The sequence below is a fragment of the Bradyrhizobium oligotrophicum genome, assembly GCF_051168495.1.
In the GTDB taxonomy this organism is placed as follows: Bacteria; Pseudomonadota; Alphaproteobacteria; order Rhizobiales; family Xanthobacteraceae; genus Bradyrhizobium; species Bradyrhizobium oligotrophicum_A.
Map to the genome: position 1 here is coordinate 1 of NZ_JBNPVB010000005.1, position 20,360 is coordinate 20,360.

The 20,360-nt window shown below is 66.7% G+C and carries 20 protein-coding genes; 3 read left to right on the top strand and 17 right to left on the bottom strand.

Annotated features, from left to right (window positions below; all coding sequences use genetic code 11):
- The coding region (locus tag ACQR1B_RS11670; RefSeq protein ID WP_434831965.1) for an efflux RND transporter permease subunit at positions 1 to 3,006 on the top strand (3,006 nt) is incomplete at its 5' end.
- A 9-nt stretch (positions 3,007 to 3,015) separates the two neighbouring features.
- A complete protein-coding gene (locus ACQR1B_RS11675) occupies positions 3,016 to 3,372 on the top strand; it encodes a carboxymuconolactone decarboxylase family protein (protein WP_434831964.1) in 357 nt (118 codons plus the stop codon).
- Positions 3,373 to 3,380: 8 nt separating this feature from the next.
- On the opposite strand, the gene ACQR1B_RS11680 is transcribed toward ACQR1B_RS11675, so the two are convergent.
- The 6 genes from ACQR1B_RS11680 to ACQR1B_RS11705 are packed head-to-tail and all read right to left on the bottom strand — an operon-like array spanning position 3,381 to position 10,841.
- Positions 3,381 to 4,595: a M20 family metallopeptidase gene (locus ACQR1B_RS11680; protein WP_434831963.1), complete on the bottom strand. Its 1,215-nt coding sequence runs from the start codon at positions 4,593 to 4,595 to the stop codon at positions 3,381 to 3,383.
- 19 nt (positions 4,596 to 4,614) lie between these two features.
- Positions 4,615 to 6,189, bottom strand: coding sequence for a nickel ABC transporter ATP-binding protein NikE (gene nikE, locus ACQR1B_RS11685; RefSeq protein ID WP_434831962.1), 1,575 nt, complete (start codon positions 6,187 to 6,189; stop codon positions 4,615 to 4,617).
- Positions 6,186 to 7,016 (bottom strand): ABC transporter permease, encoded by an 831-nt coding sequence (locus tag ACQR1B_RS11690; RefSeq protein WP_434831961.1) that lies wholly within the window; start codon positions 7,014 to 7,016, stop codon positions 6,186 to 6,188. Before ACQR1B_RS11690 ends, nikE begins: the two co-directional genes overlap by 4 nt.
- Entirely contained in the window at positions 7,009 to 7,956 is a 948-nt protein-coding gene (locus ACQR1B_RS11695) for an ABC transporter permease (RefSeq protein ID WP_434831960.1), read from the bottom strand. The genes ACQR1B_RS11690 and ACQR1B_RS11695 overlap by 8 nt, the downstream gene beginning before the upstream one ends.
- A 15-nt stretch (positions 7,957 to 7,971) precedes the next feature.
- Entirely contained in the window at positions 7,972 to 9,522 is a 1,551-nt protein-coding gene (locus tag ACQR1B_RS11700) for an ABC transporter substrate-binding protein (protein WP_434831959.1), read from the bottom strand.
- Positions 9,522 to 10,841, bottom strand: coding sequence for a M20 family metallopeptidase (locus tag ACQR1B_RS11705; protein WP_434831958.1), 1,320 nt, complete (start codon positions 10,839 to 10,841; stop codon positions 9,522 to 9,524). Before ACQR1B_RS11705 ends, ACQR1B_RS11700 begins: the two co-directional genes overlap by 1 nt.
- 81 nt (positions 10,842 to 10,922) lie before the next feature.
- Here ACQR1B_RS11705 and ACQR1B_RS11710 point away from each other — a divergent pair, with 81 nt between their 5' ends.
- Complete coding sequence (locus ACQR1B_RS11710) at positions 10,923 to 11,684, top strand: GntR family transcriptional regulator (RefSeq protein ID WP_434831982.1); 762 nt, start codon at positions 10,923 to 10,925, stop codon at positions 11,682 to 11,684.
- Between the two features lie 12 nt (positions 11,685 to 11,696).
- On the opposite strand, the gene dhaK is transcribed toward ACQR1B_RS11710, so the two are convergent.
- The 11 genes from dhaK to ACQR1B_RS11765 are packed head-to-tail and all read right to left on the bottom strand — an operon-like array spanning position 11,697 to position 20,308.
- Positions 11,697 to 12,686, bottom strand: a complete 990-nt coding sequence (gene dhaK / locus ACQR1B_RS11715) for a dihydroxyacetone kinase subunit DhaK (protein WP_434831957.1) — start codon at positions 12,684 to 12,686, stop codon at positions 11,697 to 11,699.
- Positions 12,683 to 13,135: a hypothetical protein gene (locus ACQR1B_RS11720; protein ID WP_434831956.1), complete on the bottom strand. Its 453-nt coding sequence runs from the start codon at positions 13,133 to 13,135 to the stop codon at positions 12,683 to 12,685. The genes dhaK and ACQR1B_RS11720 overlap by 4 nt, the downstream gene beginning before the upstream one ends.
- Positions 13,132 to 14,736, bottom strand: coding sequence for a phosphoenolpyruvate--protein phosphotransferase (ptsP, locus tag ACQR1B_RS11725; protein WP_434831955.1), 1,605 nt, complete (start codon positions 14,734 to 14,736; stop codon positions 13,132 to 13,134). The genes ACQR1B_RS11720 and ptsP overlap by 4 nt, the downstream gene beginning before the upstream one ends.
- A 2-nt stretch (positions 14,737 to 14,738) precedes the next feature.
- Entirely contained in the window at positions 14,739 to 15,041 is a 303-nt protein-coding gene (locus ACQR1B_RS11730) for an HPr family phosphocarrier protein (protein ID WP_434831954.1), read from the bottom strand.
- A gap of 12 nt (positions 15,042 to 15,053) precedes the next feature.
- Positions 15,054 to 15,452, bottom strand: a complete 399-nt coding sequence (dhaM, locus tag ACQR1B_RS11735) for a dihydroxyacetone kinase phosphoryl donor subunit DhaM (RefSeq protein WP_434831953.1) — start codon at positions 15,450 to 15,452, stop codon at positions 15,054 to 15,056.
- 2 nt (positions 15,453 to 15,454) lie between these two features.
- Positions 15,455 to 16,060: a dihydroxyacetone kinase subunit DhaL gene (gene dhaL / locus ACQR1B_RS11740; RefSeq protein ID WP_434831952.1), complete on the bottom strand. Its 606-nt coding sequence runs from the start codon at positions 16,058 to 16,060 to the stop codon at positions 15,455 to 15,457.
- A gap of 3 nt (positions 16,061 to 16,063) precedes the next feature.
- The gene (locus tag ACQR1B_RS11745) at positions 16,064 to 17,074 is read right to left on the bottom strand and encodes an ABC transporter ATP-binding protein (RefSeq protein ID WP_434831951.1); all 1,011 of its coding nucleotides are present in this window, start codon (positions 17,072 to 17,074) and stop codon (positions 16,064 to 16,066) included.
- On the bottom strand, positions 17,067 to 18,176 hold the full coding sequence (locus ACQR1B_RS11750) for an ABC transporter ATP-binding protein (protein ID WP_434831950.1): 1,110 nt from the start codon (positions 18,174 to 18,176) through the stop codon (positions 17,067 to 17,069). The genes ACQR1B_RS11745 and ACQR1B_RS11750 overlap by 8 nt, the downstream gene beginning before the upstream one ends.
- A gap of 4 nt (positions 18,177 to 18,180) precedes the next feature.
- Complete coding sequence (locus tag ACQR1B_RS11755; RefSeq protein ID WP_434831949.1) at positions 18,181 to 18,399, bottom strand: hypothetical protein; 219 nt, start codon at positions 18,397 to 18,399, stop codon at positions 18,181 to 18,183.
- Positions 18,396 to 19,349: a carbohydrate ABC transporter permease gene (locus ACQR1B_RS11760; protein WP_434831948.1), complete on the bottom strand. Its 954-nt coding sequence runs from the start codon at positions 19,347 to 19,349 to the stop codon at positions 18,396 to 18,398. The genes ACQR1B_RS11755 and ACQR1B_RS11760 overlap by 4 nt, the downstream gene beginning before the upstream one ends.
- Positions 19,346 to 20,308: a carbohydrate ABC transporter permease gene (locus ACQR1B_RS11765; RefSeq protein WP_434831947.1), complete on the bottom strand. Its 963-nt coding sequence runs from the start codon at positions 20,306 to 20,308 to the stop codon at positions 19,346 to 19,348. The genes ACQR1B_RS11760 and ACQR1B_RS11765 overlap by 4 nt, the downstream gene beginning before the upstream one ends.
- Positions 20,309 to 20,360: the final 52 nt, after the last annotated feature.

The window sequence follows — 20,360 nt, forward strand, 5'->3', positions numbered from 1 at the left end:
ACGATCGTCAAGGCGATCGACGGCGTCGAGCACGTCTACAGCCAGACCGAGGATGACCGCGTCATGGTCACCGCGCGCTTCCTCGTCGGCACCAAGTTCGAGGATGCTATCCTGCGCGTCCACGACAAGATCCGCGCCAATTTTGACCGCATCCCCGTGGGCATCCCCGAGCCGCTGATCGTCGGACGTGGGATCAACGACGTCGCCGTCACCGTGCTGACCCTGTCGCCGAAGCCGCGAGCCGCCGAGCGCTGGTCCGACAAGGACCTCTATGAGCTCGCCGACAAGCTGCGCGCCGAGCTGACCAAGGTCGACAATATCGGCCTGACCTATATCTCCGGCGGCGGCGCCCAGCAGATCCGCGTCGAGCCCGATCCTGAGAAGCTGTCGCTGTTCGGCGTAACCTTGCAGCAACTCGTTGCCAAGGTGAAGGATGCCAACCGCTCGTTCCTGGCCGGCGACGTCCGCGACGGCGGCGTCAGCCGCAACGTCGCCGCCGGTCAAACGTTGACGGGCATTCCCGATATCGGCTTGCTGTTGATCTCGACCCGCGACGGCCGCCCCGTCTATGTCCGCGACGTCGCGACCGTCGTGATCGGCCCCAATCTCGCCGAGCACCGCGTGTGGGACGATGCCCGCAACGACAAGGGCGACTGGCATCGCGTGCCGGCGGTGAGCCTTGCGCTCGCCAAGCGCGCCGGTGCCAATGCGGTCGTGGTGTCGCACGACATCGCGCAACGCCTCGAGGGGTTGAAGACGCAGCTGATTCCGGACGACGTCGCGGTCACGGTGACGCGCGATTACGGCGAGACCGCCAACGAGAAGGCCAACGAGCTGCTGTTCCATCTCGGCCTGGCGACGATCTCGATCGTCGTGCTGATCGCCGTCGCGATCGGCTGGCGCGAGGCGCTGGTCACCTTGGTGGTGATTCCGACCACGATCCTGCTGACGATGTTTGCCGCCAACCTGATGGGCTACACGATCAACCGGGTCAGCCTGTTTGCGCTGATCTTCTCGATCGGCATCCTGGTCGACGACGCCATCGTCGTGGTCGAGAACATCGCGCGCCATTGGGGCATGCATGATGGCCGGCCGCGCCTGCAGGCCACGATCGAGGCGGTGGCCGAGGTCGGCAATCCCACTGTCGTCGCGACCCTGACCGTGGTCGCCGCCCTGTTGCCGATGCTGTTCGTGTCGGGATTGATGGGGCCTTATATGGCGCCGATCCCCGCCAACGCCTCGGCAGCGATGCTGTTCTCGTTCGTCGTCGCGATGGTGGTGGCGCCGTGGCTGATGCTGCGGCTTGCGCCGAAGCAGGTTGCGGCTGCGGCCGGCGTTCATCACGATGCGCATCATGAAGGCCGTCTCGGCAGGATCTACCGCAACGTGGCGCGCCCGATCGTCGCCAGCAAGCGCTCCGCCTGGATCTTCCTGCTCGGCGTCGGCATCACCACCTTGCTGTCGATGACGCTGTTCGCGACCAAGTCCGTCACCGTCAAGCTGCTGCCGTTCGACAACAAGTCGGAGATCGCCGTGATGGTCGATCTGCCGGAAGGCGCAAGCCTCGAAGATACCGAACGCACGCTGTTCGCCGCTGCCGATATCGCGCATCAGCTTCCTGAGATCACGAATGTGCAGAGCTACGCCGGCACCGCGGCACCGTTCAACTTCAACGGTCTGGTCCGGCACTACTACCTGCGCGAACGCCCGGAGCTGGGTGAGCTCCAGGTCAACCTCGCCGCGCGCGGCGACCGCAAGCGCGCGAGCCACGACATCGCGCTCGATCTGCGGCAGCGACTGACGGCGGTCTCGGTGCCATCAGGCACCAGCATCAAGGTGGTCGAGGTGCCGCCCGGACCGCCGGTGCTGGCGACGCTGCTGGCCGAGGTCTACGGTCCCGATGCCGCGACCCGGCGCGCCGTCACGACCGAGCTCAAGAAGGTGTTCGCCGACGTTCCCTTCATCGTCGACATCGACGATTCGATCGGCCAGCGGCGGCCGCGGTTGCGTCTGTCGATCGACCAAGACAGTCTGGAGTTCTTCGGCGTCGAGCAGAAGGACGTTTACGACACGATTCAGACTTTGTTCGGCGGCGCCTCGGTCGGCTACTCGCACCGGGGCGAGGACCGCAATCCGATCGAGATCGCGGTGCGGCTGCCGAAGCAAGACAAGAGCTGGAGCCAGGCGCTCGCCTCGACGCCGGTGCCGGCCAACACGGTGCCCGGTAGCAAGACCGTGGTCGAGCTCGGCCAGGTCGTGAAGGCGACGATGGAAGAAGGCTCGCCCATGATCTTCCGCCGCGACGGCCGCTTCGCCGACATGGTGATGGCCGAGTTGGCCGGCCGCTTCGAGGCGCCGCTCTACGGGATGCTCGCGGTGGCCGATCGTATCGATGCGCATGACTGGGGCAAGCTGCCGAAACCTTCGATCGGCTTCCATGGCCAGCCCAAGGATGAGCAGCACCCGACCCTGCTGTGGGACGGCGAATGGGAGATCACCTATGTGACGTTCCGCGACATGGGCGCGGCGTTCGGCGCAGCGATCCTCGGCATCTACGTGCTGGTCGTGGCGCAGTTCAAGAGCTTCAAGCTGCCGCTCGTCATCCTGACGCCGATCCCGCTGACGCTGATCGGCATCCTGCTCGGCCATTGGCTGCTGGGCGCGCCGTTCACGGCGACCTCGATGATCGGCTTCATCGCGCTCGCCGGCATCATCGTGCGCAACTCGATCCTGCTGGTCGACTTCATCCGGCACAGCGGCGGCGAAGGCAAGACCTTGCGCGATGTCGTGCTGGAGGCCGGCGCCGTGCGCTTCAAGCCGATCTTGCTGACGGCGCTGGCGGCGATGATCGGCGCGGCGACGATCCTGCTCGATCCGATCTTCCAGGGCCTGGCGATCTCGCTGCTATTCGGCTTGGCATCATCCACTCTGCTGACCGTGCTCGTGATCCCCGCGATCTACATCGCGCTCCGTGATCCCGGCAAACCCACAACAAAGATGTCGTAGGAGACGATCATGGACAAGAACTACCCCGAGCTCTGCAAGGATATTTCCGGCAATCTCCGCACGCTGCGCAAGGATATCCCGGAGGTCATGCAGGGGTTCTCGGCGCTGGCCCAGGCCGCGTGCCGCGACGGCGCGCTCGACAAGAAGACCAAGGAGCTGATCGCGCTGGCGATCGGCGTCGCCGTCCGCTGCGACGGCTGCATCGGCTTTCACGCCGAGTCGCTGGTGCGTCTCGGCGCCACCCGCCAGGAGGTCGAGGAAACGCTCGGCATGGCGATCTACATGGGCGGCGGTCCGTCGCTGATGTATGCCGCCGACGCGATCGCCGCATTTGAGCAGTTCCAGCAGGCGACGGCCGCCGCCTGAGCGTGGGATCAGCCGCAGATGTCGAGAATGGCCAGCATGTAGATGCGGATCATGTCGAGATAGTCGGGTATGTCGACGCGCTCGTCCGGCATCGTGTTGTACCGGCCACCGGGACCACACACGATGCCTTCCATGCCGCCAAAGGTGTAGAGATGGCCGGCATCAGTGCCATAGAAGCAGCTCGGCGCGACCGGCCCGGTCGGCTGCGCCGCGCCGCGCACCGCAAGATAGGCCTCGTTGACGGCGCGAACGATGGGACTATCCAGAGCGACTTCGAACGGCGGCATGGTCGGCACGCCGGCGCGGTCCTCCGACATCAGCTTCGTCTCAAGGCCCGGAAAACGCGCTTCCAGCGCATCGAGCTCCCGCCGCATGTCGGCCAGCGCGCCCTGCTCGGTCTGCCCCGGCGCATAGCGGCCCGAGCCTTTGATGCGAACGAAGTCCGCCACCTGCGGCGTTCGCCATTCGTGCAGTTCGCGGCCGAGCGCGCCGTGGACGACGCCGACATGGACGCGATTGATCGCCTCATGTGCCGGCGAACGTGCGCCCGAGAATCTCATCGCGTTGAGGCGCGGAATGAGGTCGCAGGCGGCCGTGATCGCGTCGACCGCCTCCTCGCGCTTCGACAGATGGCGCGTGTTGCCGACCAGCTCGATGATGAACATGAACGCCGCCGCGTGCATCGTCATCGCCTTCAGGTCGGTCGGCTCGGAGTTGATGAAATAGTCCGCGCGCAGCCCCTGCTCGATCAGCGAATAGGTCCCGACCCCGCCCTGCAGCTCGCCGACCACATAGGTCAGGATGACGTCGCCGCGCAGCTTCACGCCGGCGTCGATCAGCGTCTTGACCGCGCAGAAATAGGCGGCGTCGCCGGCCTTCATGTTGGAGACGCCGATGCCATAGATGAACGCGTCGTCCACCTTCCCCTCCCAGGGATCGACGGTCCAGCCTTCCGTCACCGGATTGGTGTCGACATGACCGTTGAACAGCAGACTCTTCCCGCCGCCGGTCCCCTTCCAGCGGCCGACCGCGTTGACACGGCCCTCGCTACCGAATGGCGCAACCTCGGCATCGAGGCCGATCTCGCGCATGCGTTCGGCCATGAAGGACGCGAGTTGCTTCTCGCCGTCGGTCTTCGAATAGCTCTTGTGCTGCACCATGCGCGACAGCAGCGCGAGCGCAGCGGGGACATCGATACGGGCGAGCAATTCGTTGCGGTCCATGCGTTGAATATCCTTGGTCTCAGCCGACGGGCGCCGGCGACGCCGCCATCAATTCTCTTGTGTAGGGGTGAACGTCGTCGGCCCCGAACGCGTCGACGGCGCGGCTGTCGACGAGCTGGCCATGCCGCATCACGACGATGCGGTGCGCGATCTGCCGGATCAGGTTGAGATCGTGGGTGATGAACAGATAGGCGGCGCCGGTCTCGGCCCGCAGCGCCAGCAGGAGCTCGATGATCTGCGCCTGCACGGAGACGTCGAGCGGCGCGGTGATCTCGTCGCAGATCACGAGCCGCGGGCGTGCCGCGAAGGCGCGGGCAATCGCGACCCGCTGCTTCTCGCCGCCGGACAGCTGATGCGGCCAGCGCGTCGCATACGACGCCGGCAGCCGCACCTGCTCGAGCAGCCGCGGCACGGAGGCCACGTCGCCGCCATAGAGCTTCAAGGGACGCGACAGGATCTCGCCGACGCGATGGCGCGGATTGAGCGAGGAATCCGGATGCTGGAACACGATCTGGACGTCGCGCCGATAGGCCCGGTTCATGTCGCCGGCGCCATGCAGCGTCCGGCCATCGAAGCTGATCGCGCCGGAGAAGCGGGCGAGGCCGGTCAGAGCGCGCGCCATCGACGACTTGCCGGAGCCGGACTCGCCGACGAGGCCGACGATCTCGCCGGCGCCGATGTCGACGTCGACGGCGTGCGTCGCCGGAGGCGGCGCGGCACGAAACAGGCCTGCTCTGCCATAGTGAACCTCGACGCCGCGCGCCTGCAGCAGCACGGCCCCGGCAGGCGTGTCGTGCACGAGCCGCCGCTCCGGACGCGGCACCGCCGCGATCAAGGACTTCGTGTAGTCGTGCTGCGGCTTGCGAAAGATCTCGGACGCCTCGGCCTGCTCGACGACGCGGCCATGCCGGATCACCGCGACGCGGTCGGCGACGCGCGTCATCATCGCGAGGTCGTGCGAGATGTAGAGTGCGGCCACGCCCGTCTTCGCCTGCAACCGCTTGAACAGCGCGATGATGCGCGCGCCGGTGATGACGTCGAGCGCCGTGGTCGGCTCGTCGAACAGGATCACGTCCGGCCGGCAGCCGAAGGCGGTGGCGATGATCACGCGCTGCTTCTCGCCGCCGGAAATTTCGTGCGGGTAGCGCCGCAGAATGGCGGCGGGATCGCGCAGTTCGACATGGCCGAGCAGCTCGATCGCGAGATCCTTCGCATCCCGCGCGTTCAGCGCACGATGGCGCATCAGCGCCTCCGTGATCTGGCGGCCGATGGTCAATGTGGGATTCAGTGCCGTCGAGGGATCCTGGAACACCATGCCGATCCGGCGGCCGCGCACTTCGGTCAGCCGTTTCGGACCGAGCGCCTGCAGGTCGATGTCGCCGAGACGCAGCACGCCGGAGATCTCGCGGGCGTTGGCCGGCAGATGCCGCATCAAAGCCCAGGCCAGCGAGCTCTTGCCGGAGCCGGATTCGCCGACGAGGCCGAGCACCTCGCCCGGCGCGATCTCGAGCGACACGTCGCGGAGCACGGCGACGGCGCCGGCCGCGGTGACATAGTCGAGACCGTAGTTGGTGATCGTGAGCGCCGGAATCATCGATCATCCCGCGGGTTGAGCGCGTCGCGCAAGGCATCGCCGACGAGATTGAAGGCGATCGCGGACAGCGCGATCGCAGCCGAGGGCGCGATCAGGATCCACGGCGCCCGATGCATGTATTGCCGGGCATCGGCGACCATCAAGCCCCATTCCGACGCCGGCGGCTGCGCGCCGAGGCCGAGGAAGCTGAGGGTCGCAAACAGCATCACCGCAAAGGACACGCGGATCGTCGCCTCGATCACGATCGGCCCCATCACATTGGGAAGCAATTCGCGAAAGATGATCTGCGACGCGCCCTCGCCGCGCGCGACCGCGGCCTTGACGAAGTCCTGGTTGCGCACGGCGAGAGCCACCGCGCGTGTCACCCGCGCCATGCCCGGCGCGAATGCGATGGCGATCGCCACGACCGCGTTGCTCGCGCCGTTGCCCAGCGTGCTGACGAGTAGCAAGGCCATGAGCAGCCCAGGAATGGCCATCACCGCGTCGTTGGTGCGCATGATGAACTCATCAGCCTTGCCGCCGAGATATGCCGATGCGACACCAATCACGGCGCCCATCGCGCTGCCGGCCAAGGTCGCCGCAAGCGCCATCGGAACCGTCGCCCGCGCCCCGGTCAACAGGCGGCTCAGCACGTCGCGCCCGAACTGGTCGGCGCCGAGCCAGTTCTGCCATCCAGGCGCGCGGAAGCGGCCGAGAAAATCCATCTTCTCCGGACCGTATGGCGCAAGCCATGGCCCGAGGATGCAGATCGCGGCAAGCACCGCTAGCAGCACCATGCCGATCGCGCCCTGCGGCTTGCGGATCATCCGTGCGAGCAGCTCAGTCATAGCGGATCCGCCGGTCGAGCAGCGCGTAGACGACGTCTGCGAGCGTGTTGGTAATCGCGTAGGTCACTGCCATGATCATTGCGCCCGCCTGTATCGACGGCAGGTCGCGGGTGGTGATGGCGATCATCAGCGCGCGGCCGATGCCGGGAATGGCGAAGATCTCCTCGATCACGATGATGCCGCCGAGCAGATAGCCGACGTCGAGCGCGACGATGGTGATGACCGGGAGCAGCGCGTTGCGCATGACGTGGCGAACCAGCACCGTCCGCTCCGGCAGGCCCTTCAGCCGGGCCGCGCGGACGTAGTCCGATTGCAGCACGTCCAACGTCTCCGAGCGCATCATGCGCATGACATGCGCGATCAGGATGACCGAGACGGTCAGAACTGGCAGGATGAGGTGATGCAGCGCGAGCCCGGGGTCCTCCAGCGGCGATACGTAGCCGGTGGCCGGCAGCCACGGCAGGATGTCCGTGAGCATCAGCGCCAGCACCGTCGCGGTGACGAATTCCGGCAGCGAGACGCCGAGATAGGCGACCACGCTGGTCGCCGTATCGGCCGCACGGCCCTGGCGCAACGCTGCGAAGATGCCGAGCGGGACCGCGATCACAAGAGTCACCGCAAGCGCGCCGGCGGCAAGCAGCAGCGAGCGCGACAGCGCCGTCAGCATCTCCGGCGCGACCGGCAGGCCGGTGCGCATCGAGACGCCGAAATTGCCGGCCGCTGCGCGCGCGACCCAATGCGCGAATTGCAGCCAGACCGGATCGTTCAGTCCGAGGCGATCACGCACCGCGGCGAGCGCCTCGGGCGAGGCGTTCTCGCCGAGCAAGGTCTGCGCAGCATCGGCCGGCAGCGCCTGCGTGATGGCGAACACCAGCACGCTGACGATGACGACGGTGTAGACCATCAGGAGCAGCCGCCGCAGCAGCCAGGAGAATGACACGAAGCCGGCCCTGCCTCAGGCGCGCTTCGGCGCGCCGGCGCCGAGCGAAACGAGATCGAGCCGGAACACCGAGCCGCGCGGATGCAGCCTGTAGCCTTCGACATAAGCGCGCTGCGCTGCCAGGATGTCGAAGAACACCGGGATGACCGATGGCACCTCCTCGCTCATCATCGCCTGGGCCCGCGCATAGAGCGCGGCGCGGTTGGCATCGTCGGTCTCGCTGCGCGCGGCGTTGACGACCTCGTCGAAGCGCGGATTGTTCCAGCGGGTCTCGTTCCAGGCCGCATCGGAGGTGTAGAGCAGCTTGAAGATCGCATCCGCAGTCGGCTGCATGTTGTAGAAGCCGACGTAGAAATTGCCCTTCTTCCAGACCTGGTCGAGATAGGTCGCATGCGGCATCGTCTGCACATTGATGCGGAAGCCGGCGGGTGCCGCCATCTCGCGGATCGCGACGCCGAGCTGGGTGCGCGTCTCCGGCTTGTCGGAAGCCACCATGGTCAGATCGATGCCGGAGGGATAGCCCGCCGCGGCCAGCAGCTGCTTGGCCTTGGCGATCTCCGGCTTCTTCAGCTGGCTGTCCTGATAGAAGCGATAGGCCGGGCTGAGCGGCGTGTCGTTGCCGGGTGTGCCGTAGCCCCCGGCGACGAAGCCCGCCATGGCCTCGCGATCGATGGTCAGCGCCAGCGCCTGACGGACGCGGACGTCGTTGAACGGCTTCTGGTCGCAGCCCATGTTGACGTTGAGGAACTGGCCGGAGGGGACGCGCAGCGCCTTGACGCCGCCGGCCTTGCCGAGCCGCTCATATTCGCCGGGCGTGGTCGACAGCATCAGGTCGATGTCGCCCGAGATCAGGGCAGACGCTTCCGCGGTCCGATCGGGATAGACCAGGATCTCGATGCGATCGAGCACGGGCCGTGCCGGATCGTAATAGGTCGGGTTGCGCTCGACGACGATCTTGCGATCGGGCTCGTAGGACACGAGCTTGAACGGCCCCGAGCCATTCGCCTTCGTCGCAAGACTGCCGAGATCTGCGGCAATCACCTTGGCCGGGATGATGCGTGCATTGGTGTAGGCAAGTGCGACGGGGAAATCGGCGAAGGCGACCGACAGCGTGAACTTCACGGTCGCTGCGTCGACGACTGCAACTTCCCTGATCGGCCCGACATTGGTGCGCGCCGGCGAGGCGGTCTTCGGATCGAGGATGGCCTTGAACGTTGCGACGACGTCTTCGGCGGTCAGCGGCGAGCCGTCATGGAAGCTCACATTGGGCCGCAGCTTGAACGTCCACTCGGCAAGTCCCGCGGCCGGCTCCCAGGACAGCGCGAGATCGGGCTCGACCGTCATGTCCGGCTTCAGCCGCGTCAGGTTGGAATAGAGCAGCTCGGTGACGAGGTATTCCGGGTTCACGCGAGCGAGCAGCGGATGAATGACAGCTGCGCCCTGGTCGACCGAGACCCGCAGCACGCCGCCTCGCTTCGGCGCCTCGGCGGCACGAGGGACCTGCGGCAATGCGCCGAGCGCAAGTGCGGAGCCGGCAAGAAAATGGCGACGGGTGACGGACGGCATCAGGCGAGGTCCTTCTTGGGCGTCATGGCTTCGGGAGAGAGTTCGGGACGGAACTCGGCTGAAAGATAGGCGAGCACCGATTTCGCCAGTGCGACGATGTCGGCGAGCGTGGTCGATTCTCCTGGCGCATGGATGCGGCTGTCGGGCTTGCCGAGGCCGGTCAGCAGCACCTCCTGCATGCCCGTGGCCTGCTGCACCCAGCCGAAATCGGAACAGCCGGAGGCGCCCCATCGGGCGAATTCCTCCGGCGCGTAGCCGAAGCCGGCCGACAGCGCCGTCTGCCAGCGCGGCCAATGCGGCCCACTGGGATCGGAGGTCGGCGCCAGATGACCGCTGAGGATGACGTCGACGTCGAGCGCACCGGCCGCCTGTGCGATCACTGTCTCGATCTCGCGGCGCGCGGCAGCGAAATCCTCCTCGGGCCCGTAGCGGCGGCACAGCAGGATCTCGACCTCGGACGGAATCTGTCCACCGCATTGGCCGCCATGGATCGCGGAGATGTCGAGACTCGCGGTGAGCGGCCCGGCCGCCTGCGGCGGAGGCGGCAACGCCGAGGTCCGCTGCGCGACGAGCGGCTTCAGGGCGGAAAGCGCGCTGAGAATCGGCAGCGCCGCCTCGATCGCGTTGGCGCCAGCACCGCGCTGCTCACCGGCATGGGCCGCCTTGCCATGGACGCGCACGGTGAGCGTGAACAGGCCGAAACAGCCGGCCCAGATCCGCGGCATGGCGCTGCCGTTGAAATTGAGGACGTGTCCTTCGAGCCGGCCCTGCTCGGCGAGATAGCGCACGCCGGGATAGAGGCCGGCCTCCTCGTCCGTGCACAACAGCAGCATCGGATCGTAAGCGAGCGGCAAACCGGTCGCCTGCGCGGCGCGCAATGCGAGCAGCGCCGCCGCAATCGAACCCTTCATATCGGCCGCGCCGAGGCCGGTCAGACGATCGCCGTCACGCGCCAACTGCAGCGGATCACCGGTCCAGCCGGGCGCTGCGGGTACAGTATCGACGTGGAAATTAAGCCCGAGCACCGGCCTGCCCGAACTGCGCCGCGCAAGCAGGTTGGTGCGCCGTCCCCGCGCGCCTGGCGCGCGCCACAGCTCTTCCGGGACGATCACACGCTCGCAGTCCAGCGCCAGCGGCGCAACGAGCTGCTCCATCACATCGGCAAAGGCATCGTAGCCGGCGCCCGGCGGAAAGCTGGTGTCGACCGCCACCATCCTCCGCAGGTCGTCGACGGCGGTCTCGGACAGCCGCTCGATCGCAGCGAAAGCGTCGGCCAGACGGGTCGCGCCCGCACCTGCCGAGATCTCCAGAGATTGCATTTGCTGTCGGCTCAATCCTATATTCTATATAGAAATAGAATTCACATTGGAGCCTTTGTCAATTCCATGAAAAAGGCAGGCATGGTCAGCAAAGCGGCAAAGGGGGGGAGCGCGAGTCCGGGCGCCCTGCCCGTGCCGCTCTACGAGCATGTGAAACGGCAGATCGCGGAGGCCATCCTGATCGGCGACATGCCGGCGGGCACGGTGCTGCCCGGCGAGGTCGCGCTGGCCAATCAATATGGCGTCGCGGTCGGCACCATCCGCCGGGCGCTGGCCGACCTCACCGCGGGCGGCATGCTGATGCGGCGGCGCAAGACTGGAACGGTCGTCACCGGCCGTGCGTCACAGAGTGGCCTGCAGTTCTTCTTCCAGTACTTCCGCCTGCTCGGCAAGGACGGCAGCCTGCTGCACTCGAAGGCCGAGGTTCTGTCGGTGACGACACGTGCCGCCGACGCGGCGGAGGCGGAACTGTTCGCTGCGCCCGAGGGCGAGCCGCTGCTGCATCTTCATCGCATCCGCCGCGTCGCCGGCGCGCCGGTGCTGCATTCGCGCATCTCGATGGTCGCGAGCCGCGTGCCCGAGTTTCCGCGCGAGATGACGAAGGTCCCGGCCCTGATCTACCGCCACCTGCTCGAAGCCTATGGCATCCGCATCGCTGCGGTGCGCGAGAAGGTCACGGCCGAGGTCGCGACCAAAGAGGATCGCAAGCTGCTCGGCCTGCCCGCTCCCGGCGCCGTGCTGGTGATCGATGAGGAAGCCTATGACCAGACAGGGGCGCTCGCGATCCTCAGCCGGCACCGGGCAACGACCGCGCATCACTACTACTCGAACGAGATCCGCTGAGCGCGCATTCCTTCAACAGCCCCAGCGCAGCGCGGCCGTATGCACCGGCGCATCCCACAGCGACAGCGTGGGGTCGTCGAGCGCGGTGACGGTGAGCGAGCAGCCGGCCATGTCGAGCGAGGTGACGTAGGAGCCGACCAGCCCACGCGCGATGCTTAGCCCACGGCCTTCCAGGATACGCCGGGCCGCATTGGCCATGAGATAGAGTTCCATCGCCGACGTCCCGCCAAAACCGTTGACCAGCAGCAGGCACGGCGCGCCGGGCTTGGCTGCGAGATCGGCCAGGATCGCGCCCATCATCTCCTCGGCGATGGCATCGGCCGAGGCGAGTTTGACCCGACGGCGGCCAGGCTCGCCATGGATGCCGACGCCCATCTCCATCTCGTCGTCGCCGAGCGCGAAGGTCGGCTTGCCCGCCGCCGGCACGGTGCAGGAGGTCAGCGCCACGCCCATCGAACGGGTGCGCTTGTTGACGTCATCGCCGAGCGCCTTCAGCGCGTCGACATCACGGCCTTGCTCGGCCGCGGCGCCCAGCATCTTCTCGACGACCAGCGTGCCGGCGACGCCGCGGCGGCCGGTCGAATAGGTCGAGGTCTCGACCGCGACATCGTCGTCGGTGATGACGGTCGCGACTTTTGTCTCCATCATCTCGGCGGCCATCGCGAAATTCATCACGTCGCCTTCATAGTTCTTGACGATGAACAGCGATCCGGCACCCGTGTCCACCGCCTGAGCGGCCGCGAGCATCTGGTCCGGGGTTGGTGAGGTGAACACCTGGCCGGGACAGGCGGCATCGAGCATGCCCTGGCCGACGAAGCCCGCATGCAGCGGCTCGTGACCGGAGCCGCCGCCGGAGATCAGCGCGACCTTGCCTTGCTTGAGAGTCCTGCGGCGGACGAATTTGTTCTCATCCCCGAGCATGACGATGTCGCCATGAACGGCGGCAAAACCCTGCAGGCTCTCGGTCAGCACGTCGGAAACGGCATTGATCAGCTTCTTCATGGCTTTCCTCCCGGTTCGGATTCGTCCTGATTTTCATTGGCCGAGATCAACGCGGTGACGCCGCGGGCGACGCCGGTGATGATTCGGTCGGCATGGGCGTTGAGCGCGGGATCGCCGAAGTCCGGCAGTTCGACGACGAGACGCCGCATCGGCCGCTGGGTCTCGGCCTCCTCGAGCCGGCCCGGATGCGCGGCGCGATAGGCGGCGAGGAACGTCTGCTGCTCATGCGGCGAGAAATGGCAGATATGGAAGATGGTCTCGAGATGCTGCAGCGGAATCGGCGTGGGATAGGCCGGATTGATGATCTGCGAGATGAAGCTGCGGTTCTTGCCGATCGCCTCCGCCAGCCGCTGCCGCGTGCCGGAGGGACGGCTGTCGATCACCGCGCGCAGGATCGCCTTGTATTCGGCGAGCGGGCTCGCGGCCTCGAATGGATCTTGCTCGCTCATGCGCCCTCGGCAATCTTGGCGAGGTCGAGCTCGCGGATTGCGGACTTCACCAGCGGCAACAGGCCGGGCGATACCGACAGAGCGCGGACACCAACCTCGAGCAGCGCCGGAATGGCTCTGACGTCACCCGCGGCATCGCCGCAGACGGACACCTCGACAGCTTTGGCATGACCAGCGCGCACGACGTGAGCGATCATCGCCAGCACGCCGGGATGCAGCACATCCGCATAGTCGGCGACCTCGGCGCCGTCGCGCGAGGCCGCGGTGGCATATTGGGTCAGATCATTGGTGCCGATCGAAAAGAAGTCGGCGGCGAAATCCTGCGCCGCAAGGGCCGCCGCCGGCACCTCGACCATCATGCCGAACGCCGGCTCGGCAAAGGCAACGTTGCTGGCAGCGAGATTGGAGAGCACCGCACGCAGATGCCCGCGTGCCGCCTCCAGCTCGGCGGCATTGGTCACCATCGGCAGCATCACCTTGAGCGGTCCCAGCGAGGCAGCACGCGCGAGCGCGCGCAGCTGCACCCGGAAGATGTCGGGATGACGCAGCGACAGCCGCAGCCCGCGCAGGCCGAGAAACGGATTGCTCTCGCCGTCGATCGTATAGCCCGGGATCGGCTTGTCGCCGCCCGCATCGAGCGTACGGATGGTGACCGGGCGGCCGTCGGCCCAACGCATCAGCTCGGCATAGGCGCCATACTGCGCCTCTTCGTCCTGCAGCAGGTTGGCGGTGAGGAACTCCGTGCGTGCCAGCCCGATGCCGTCGCAGGCTGCGGCCGGTAGCGCCGTCATATCGGCGGGACCGGAGATGTTGACGAGCACTGCAACGGCCGTGCCGTCGCGCGTCAGTGCCGGCTCGCTTTGCCGTGCGACGGCGTCGGCCTTGCGGCGCGTGAGCGCCTCGCCCTCGATCCGCGCCGCGGCGATCTGCTCCACGCTGGGATCGACGATGACAACGCCGCGGCTGCCATCGACGAGCAACTTTCCGTCGAGCTTCTCCCACTTCTGTCCAAGCCCGACCACCATCGGCACGCTGCGGCCACGCGCCAGCATGGCGACATGGCTGGTTGGACTGCCCTCACCGAGCGCGATGCCGCCGCCCTTCGACCAGTCGATGCCGAGGAAGGCCGACGGCGGGAGGTCACGCGCGACCACGATCGCGCCGTCCGGAAGCTTGCCATTGTCGGCAAGGCCCAACAGATGCCGCAGCACGCGATCCCTGATGTCGGCGAGGTCGCTGGCGCGGGCGCGGAAATATTCGTCGTCGGCCGCCTCGTAGCCCGCGATCTCCTCCGCCATCGCCGCGCGCCAGGCGGCATCGGCCGCCACGCCCTGCTCGATCTGCGCATAGGCGGATTCCGTGAGCGCATCGTCTTCGAGCAGCGCCAGCTGAAAGCCGATCAGCTCGGCCGCATCACCCGCGAGCCAGCCAACGAGTTCGGCAACGGCCTCGCGCGCCCGCGCGACCGCAGCGGCCAGCGCCGCATGCTCCTCTGCAATCGAGCCCTTTGGCCTGCTGGCGCCATCCAGCGCACGCAGCATCGCCGCCGGCCCGATCGCCAGCCCGTCCGACGCCGCCCTGCCGGAGATGCGCCGCTCCATCGTCATTCCTCGTCGAACTTGCGGTTGACCAGTTCGACCAGCGCACCGACGGCGGCCTCCGCATCCGTGCCGTTCGCGCGCATATACAGCGTCTCGCCCTTGGCCGCCTTGACGCGCATGATCTTCACCGGGCTCTTGGCATCGGTCCAGGGACCATCGGCCGCGATCGCGATCTCGACGCTTGAGGCAAACCGCTTGGCGAGCTGGGTGAGCTTGACCGAGGGGCGCGCATGCAGCCCGACCTCGTTCGTCAGCAGCGCATGCGCCGTCACTTCCTGCATGCCGATCTCTCCACCGTCAGCCATTGTCGCTCTCACTCATCCGCCCATCAGCTCTTCGGCGGTCGCGCGGACCGCATCGAGCGTCGAGCCGCCGGAGGCTTCCGTCGCCGCCATCACGGCACCTTCGACCAGCGGCGCATTGCAGATCACGATGCGTTCGCGCCGCTCCTCCGGCATCATTTCGATCGCCATCTCACTGTTGGTCTCGGCGCCGCCGAGATCGACCAGGATCGCGACACCGGACTCCGACCAGGCCTTGTCGATCGCGCCCATGATGGCGCCGACATCGGTGCCGAGCCCACCATCGGCATTGCCGCCGACGGCTGCGAGCGGCACGCTGTCGCCGACCATCTGCCTGACCATGTCGGCCGCGCCTTCCGCCACCTTGGCGGAATGCGACACGATGACGATGCCGACATTCTTCCGTTCACTCATGATCAAGCCTCGTTGAAGACGCTGCAGATCGCCTGCACCAGCAGGCTGGAGGAGCGCGCGCCAGGGTCCATGTGCCCGATCGAGCGCTCGCCGAGAAACGAGGCGCGGCCGCGGATCGCCTTCATCGGTATGGTGGCGTCGGCCGCCTCCGCTGCGACCGCTGGCAATCGTGTCGCGAGATCATCGCCGCCGGCGGCAAAAGCGGCCTGCACCGGAATCAGCACGTCGAGCATGGTCTTCTGCCCGGCCTCGGATTTGCCGCGCGCCTTGACGTCCACGATGGCGCGGCCCAGCGCGGCCGCCGTGTCAGCGACCGTCGGCTCCGGCGGCAGCACCTTGCCGAGCCCCATCGCGAGCGTGCCGTAGAGCGGACCGGAGGCGCCGCCGACCTTCATCACCAGCGCCATGCCGATCGCCTTCAGCGCGTCCGGCAACGGTTTGGCTGCGATGTGGTCCACGTCCGCGAGGACGGCTTCGAAACCGCGCTTCATGTTGAGGCCGTGATCGCCGTCGCCGATCGCGGAATCGAGCTCCGTCAGTTCCTCGGCATGGGCAATGATCGCATCCGCCATCGCCACGATCAGTTGGCGCTTGAAGTTCTGGTCCATGCCTCATCTCACCCGCTGGCCATCCCGGTCGAACAGCAGCGGCCGGGTGAACTCGATAGCGACGGCGTCGCCGACTTTCAATTCCGTGTCCGGCTCGACCAGACTGACGATCGTGTGATCCTCAAGCGTGATGTGCAAATGATTCTGATCGCCGAGGTGCTCGACCCATTTGACCCGCGCAGCCGCGCCGCCGGCAGAAGGGCGAAGCGTCATATGCTCGGTGCGCGCGCCGATGGTTGCGACATTGCCGGGCAACGCGAAGTCAGGGAACAGACCACGCGGCAGCAGATTGATGCCAGGACTGCCGAGCCGGGTTGCAACATAGGCGTTGGCTGGGTCCTCATAGATCTCGCGCGGGCTGCCGACCTGCACCAGCCGGCCCTGGTCGATCACGCCGATGCGGTTGGCCAAGGTCATCGCCTCGATCTGGTCGTGGGTGACGTAGAGCATGGTGGCGCCGAGATCCTGCTGGATGCGCTTGAGCTCGATACGCAGCTCCGCGCGCAGCTTGGCATCCAGGGATGAGAGCGGCTCGTCGAGCAGCGCGATCGCGGGCCGTCGCACCAACGCACGGCCGATGGCGACGCGCTGCATCTGGCCGCCGGAAAGCTGGGTGGCACGGTTGCCGAGCTTGTCCTCGATCCGCAGCATCGCCGCGACGTCGCCGACGATGCGCTTGATCTCCGGCTCGGGAGTTTTGCGCACCGGCGAACGCAGCGGGAAGGCGAGATTGTCGTACACCGACAGATGCGGATACAGCGAGTATTGCTGGAAAACGAAGGTCACGTCGCGTGCGGCCGGCGTCACACTGGTCTGGTCGACGCCGCCAATACTGACGCCGCCGCTGTCGGGCGTTTCCAAGCCAGCGACGAGCCGCAAGGTCGTGGTCTTGCCGGCGCCGGTCGGCCCGAGCAGCACGACGAGCTCGCCATCGCGAATGGTGAGCGAGAGATCGCGCACCGCCGGCTTGGCGCCGAAGGATTTGCTGACATTGACCAGGCGCGTCTCAGCCATGGCGGCCTCCCCTCGCCGGCTGCTCATACAGCGCCGTGCGGATCGCGCGGCCCGAGGCGGCATCGAACAGCGACAGCCGGTCGGCGCGGAAGCTGAGCCCGACCGGCTCGGCCCGCTCGACTCGAATGGCCGCCGGCGCGCGCGCCTTCACCATGCCATGGGCGGTCGCGACGGTGATGATCTGCGTGGTGCCGAGATATTCGGCGCCGAACACCTCGCCGCGCAGGCCGCCCTCGGCGGTCAGCGTCACCTGCTCCGGCCGCACGCCCAGAACCAGCTCGCTCGCCTCGGCATCCTCGCGCAAGACTGGCACACCAATCTCGGCGCCATCGATACGGACGCTGTCGGCGCCGGCCGCGAGCCTGCCCTCGAAGCGAATGAAGTTCATGGCCGGCGAGCCGATGAAGTCGGCGACGAACATCGACGTGGGACGGTCGTAGATTTCCTGCGGCGTGCCGAGTTGCTCGACCACGCCGCGATTCATCACCGCGATCTTGTCGGCCATCGACATCGCCTCGAGCTGGTCGTGGGTGACGAACACGGTCGTCGCCTTCAGCCGGTCGTGCAGCGCGCGCAGCTCGCCGCACATGATGTGGCGGAACTCGGCGTCGAGCGCGCCGAGCGGCTCGTCCATCAGGAACGCCTTGGGCTCGCGGACGATGGCGCGGCCGAGCGCCACGCGCTGGCGGTCGCCGCTCGACAGCCCGCTCACCGGACGATCGATCAGGTGATCAATGCGCAGGATGCGGGCGGCCTCCTCGACCCGCCGCTTGATCTCAGCCTTCGGCACGCCCATCGACAGCAGGGGAAACGCGATATTCCTGCGGACGTTCATGTGCGGGTACAACGCGAACAGCTGGAACACCATTGCGATGTCGCGCTCGCGGGCGCGGCGGAAGGTGACGTCGTCACCGCCGAGACTGATGGTGCCGGAAGTCGGTAGCTCCAGGCCTGCGATCATGCGCAAGGTCGTGGTCTTGCCGCAGCCGGAAGGACCAAGCAGGCAGAAGAACTCGCCGTCGGCGATGGTGAAGCTGGTGCCGCGCACGGCAGCGAAGCCGCCGAACTGCTTGACCAGGTTTTCGATCCGGATCTCGGCCATGGCGTCAGTCCGGAAACTTGGAGACGATGGTGAACATCACGACGCCGGCGAGCGTGGTGACGAAGGAATAGGTGTAGAGCACCAGCGCGAACGGCTGCAGCAGCATCAGCACGCCGGCCGCGATGAGGGTCGTCGCAACCGTCTCCATCGGGCCGCGCCGCAGCACCCGCGGCCAGCGCGTAGCGGCGACGTCGGCCTGTGTGTTCTGGGTAACTCCGCTCATTTGCGCACCGCTCCGAAGGTGATGCCGCGCAGCAGATGCTTGCGCAGCAGCACGGTGAACACGACGATCGGGATCAGGAACAGCGTGGTGCCCGCTGCGACCGCCGGCCAGTCCTGACCACCCTCGCCGATGATGATCGGAATGAAGGGCGGCGCGGTCTGCGCCGTCCCTGAGGTCAGCAGCACCGCGAAGGCATATTCGTTCCAGGCAAAGATCAGGCAGAAGATGGCGGTGGCGACGATACCGGTGGTGGCCTGCGGCAGCACCACCTTGAAGAAGGCCTGCAGCCGGGTGTAACCGTCGACCATCGCGGCATCCTCATACTCGCGCGGAATCTCGTCCATGAAGCCCTTGAGCAGCCAGACCGCGAGCGAGATGTTGACGGAGGTATAGAGCAGGATCATCCCGAGCCGCGTGTCGGACAGACCGAGCTCGCGGTACATCAGATAGATCGGGATTGCCACCGCGATCGGCGGCATCATCCGGGTCGACAGGATGAAGAACATCAGGTCGTCCTTCAGCGGCACCTTGAAGCGCGAGAACGCATAGGCCGCGAGTGTGCCGAGCACGACCGACAGCGCGGTCGACCCGAACGCGATCACCAGCGAGTTCACGTAGCGCGGGATGTAGTTCGAGGGACCCGCGATCACCATGTTGCGGTCGCGCGAGATGCGATCGCACAGGCTCGATGGCGGCGGCAGCTTGGCCATGTACTCCGGCGCCTGCCGGCTGCGCGTCGTGAACAGGTTGCAATAGCCCTCCAGGGTTGGTTCGGCAACGAGCTTCGGCGGATAGGCGATCGCATCCGACGGCGACTTGAAGCCGGTCATGACGATCCAGAGCAGCGGCACCAAAGTAATCAGCGCATAGGCGATCACGACGATCGCAGCGATCCGCTTGGTCAGCGGCGACGGATCGACCACAGAATGGGCTGAGACGAGGCCGGTCATCGGTTTTTCACCCGGTTGAGCGCCTTGACGTAGATATTGGCGAGGCCGAACACGGTGACGAACAGGATGATGGCGAAGGCCGAGGAATAGCCGGTGCGCCACTTCTCGAACGCCTCGCGCTTCAGGGTGATCGAGGCGACCTCGGTGGTCGAGCCAGGCCCGCCGCCTGTCAGTAGGTTGACCATGTCGAACATCTTGAAGTTCTCGATGCCGCGGAACAGCACCGCGAGCATGATGAAGGGCAGCGCCATCGGCAAGGTGATCGACCAGAATTGCCGCCACGGCGAGGCGCGGTCGACCTCGGCCGCCTCGTAGATGTAGTCGGGGATCGAGCGCAGGCCGGCGAGGCAGATCAGCATCACATAGGGCGTCCACATCCAGGTGTCGACGATGACGATCGCCCAGGGCGCCAGCGGCACCTGCGCCAGCATCTGGAACGACGACGCCGGCGCGCCGGTCACCGCTGAAATGACGTAGTTGAACAGACCGATCTGCGGCTGATAGAGGAAGGTCCAGAAATTGCCGACCACCGCCGGCGACAGCATCATCGGCAACAGGATCAAGGTGGTCCAGAGGCCATGTCCGCGGAATTTCTTGTCGATCAGCCAGGCCAGGATAAAGCCGAGCACAGTCTGGATCAGGATCGACCAGAACACGAAGCGCGCGGTCACCGTCATCGCCGCCCAGACATCGGGATCGGTCAGGATCGACTGGTAGTTGGCGAGCCCGACATCGAGCACGGCGGCATTCGGCCGGTTGGCGCGGTAGTTGGTGAAGGACAGCCGGATGGTCCAGATCAGAGGAAAAATGTTGATCGCGAGCAGCAGCAGCATGGTCGGCGTGATGAACAGCCAGGCGATGGCGCGCTCGGAGAGGCCGCGCATGCGCCGCGCCACGACGGGCGGCGTCACAAGCGCGGCGCGGTCGACGAGGCCGCTCAATCCGGTTTGGTCGGTCATGCGAGGGACTGCTTCACTGGGCTGCTTCAGGCTGGCGCTGGGCGGAGTGGTC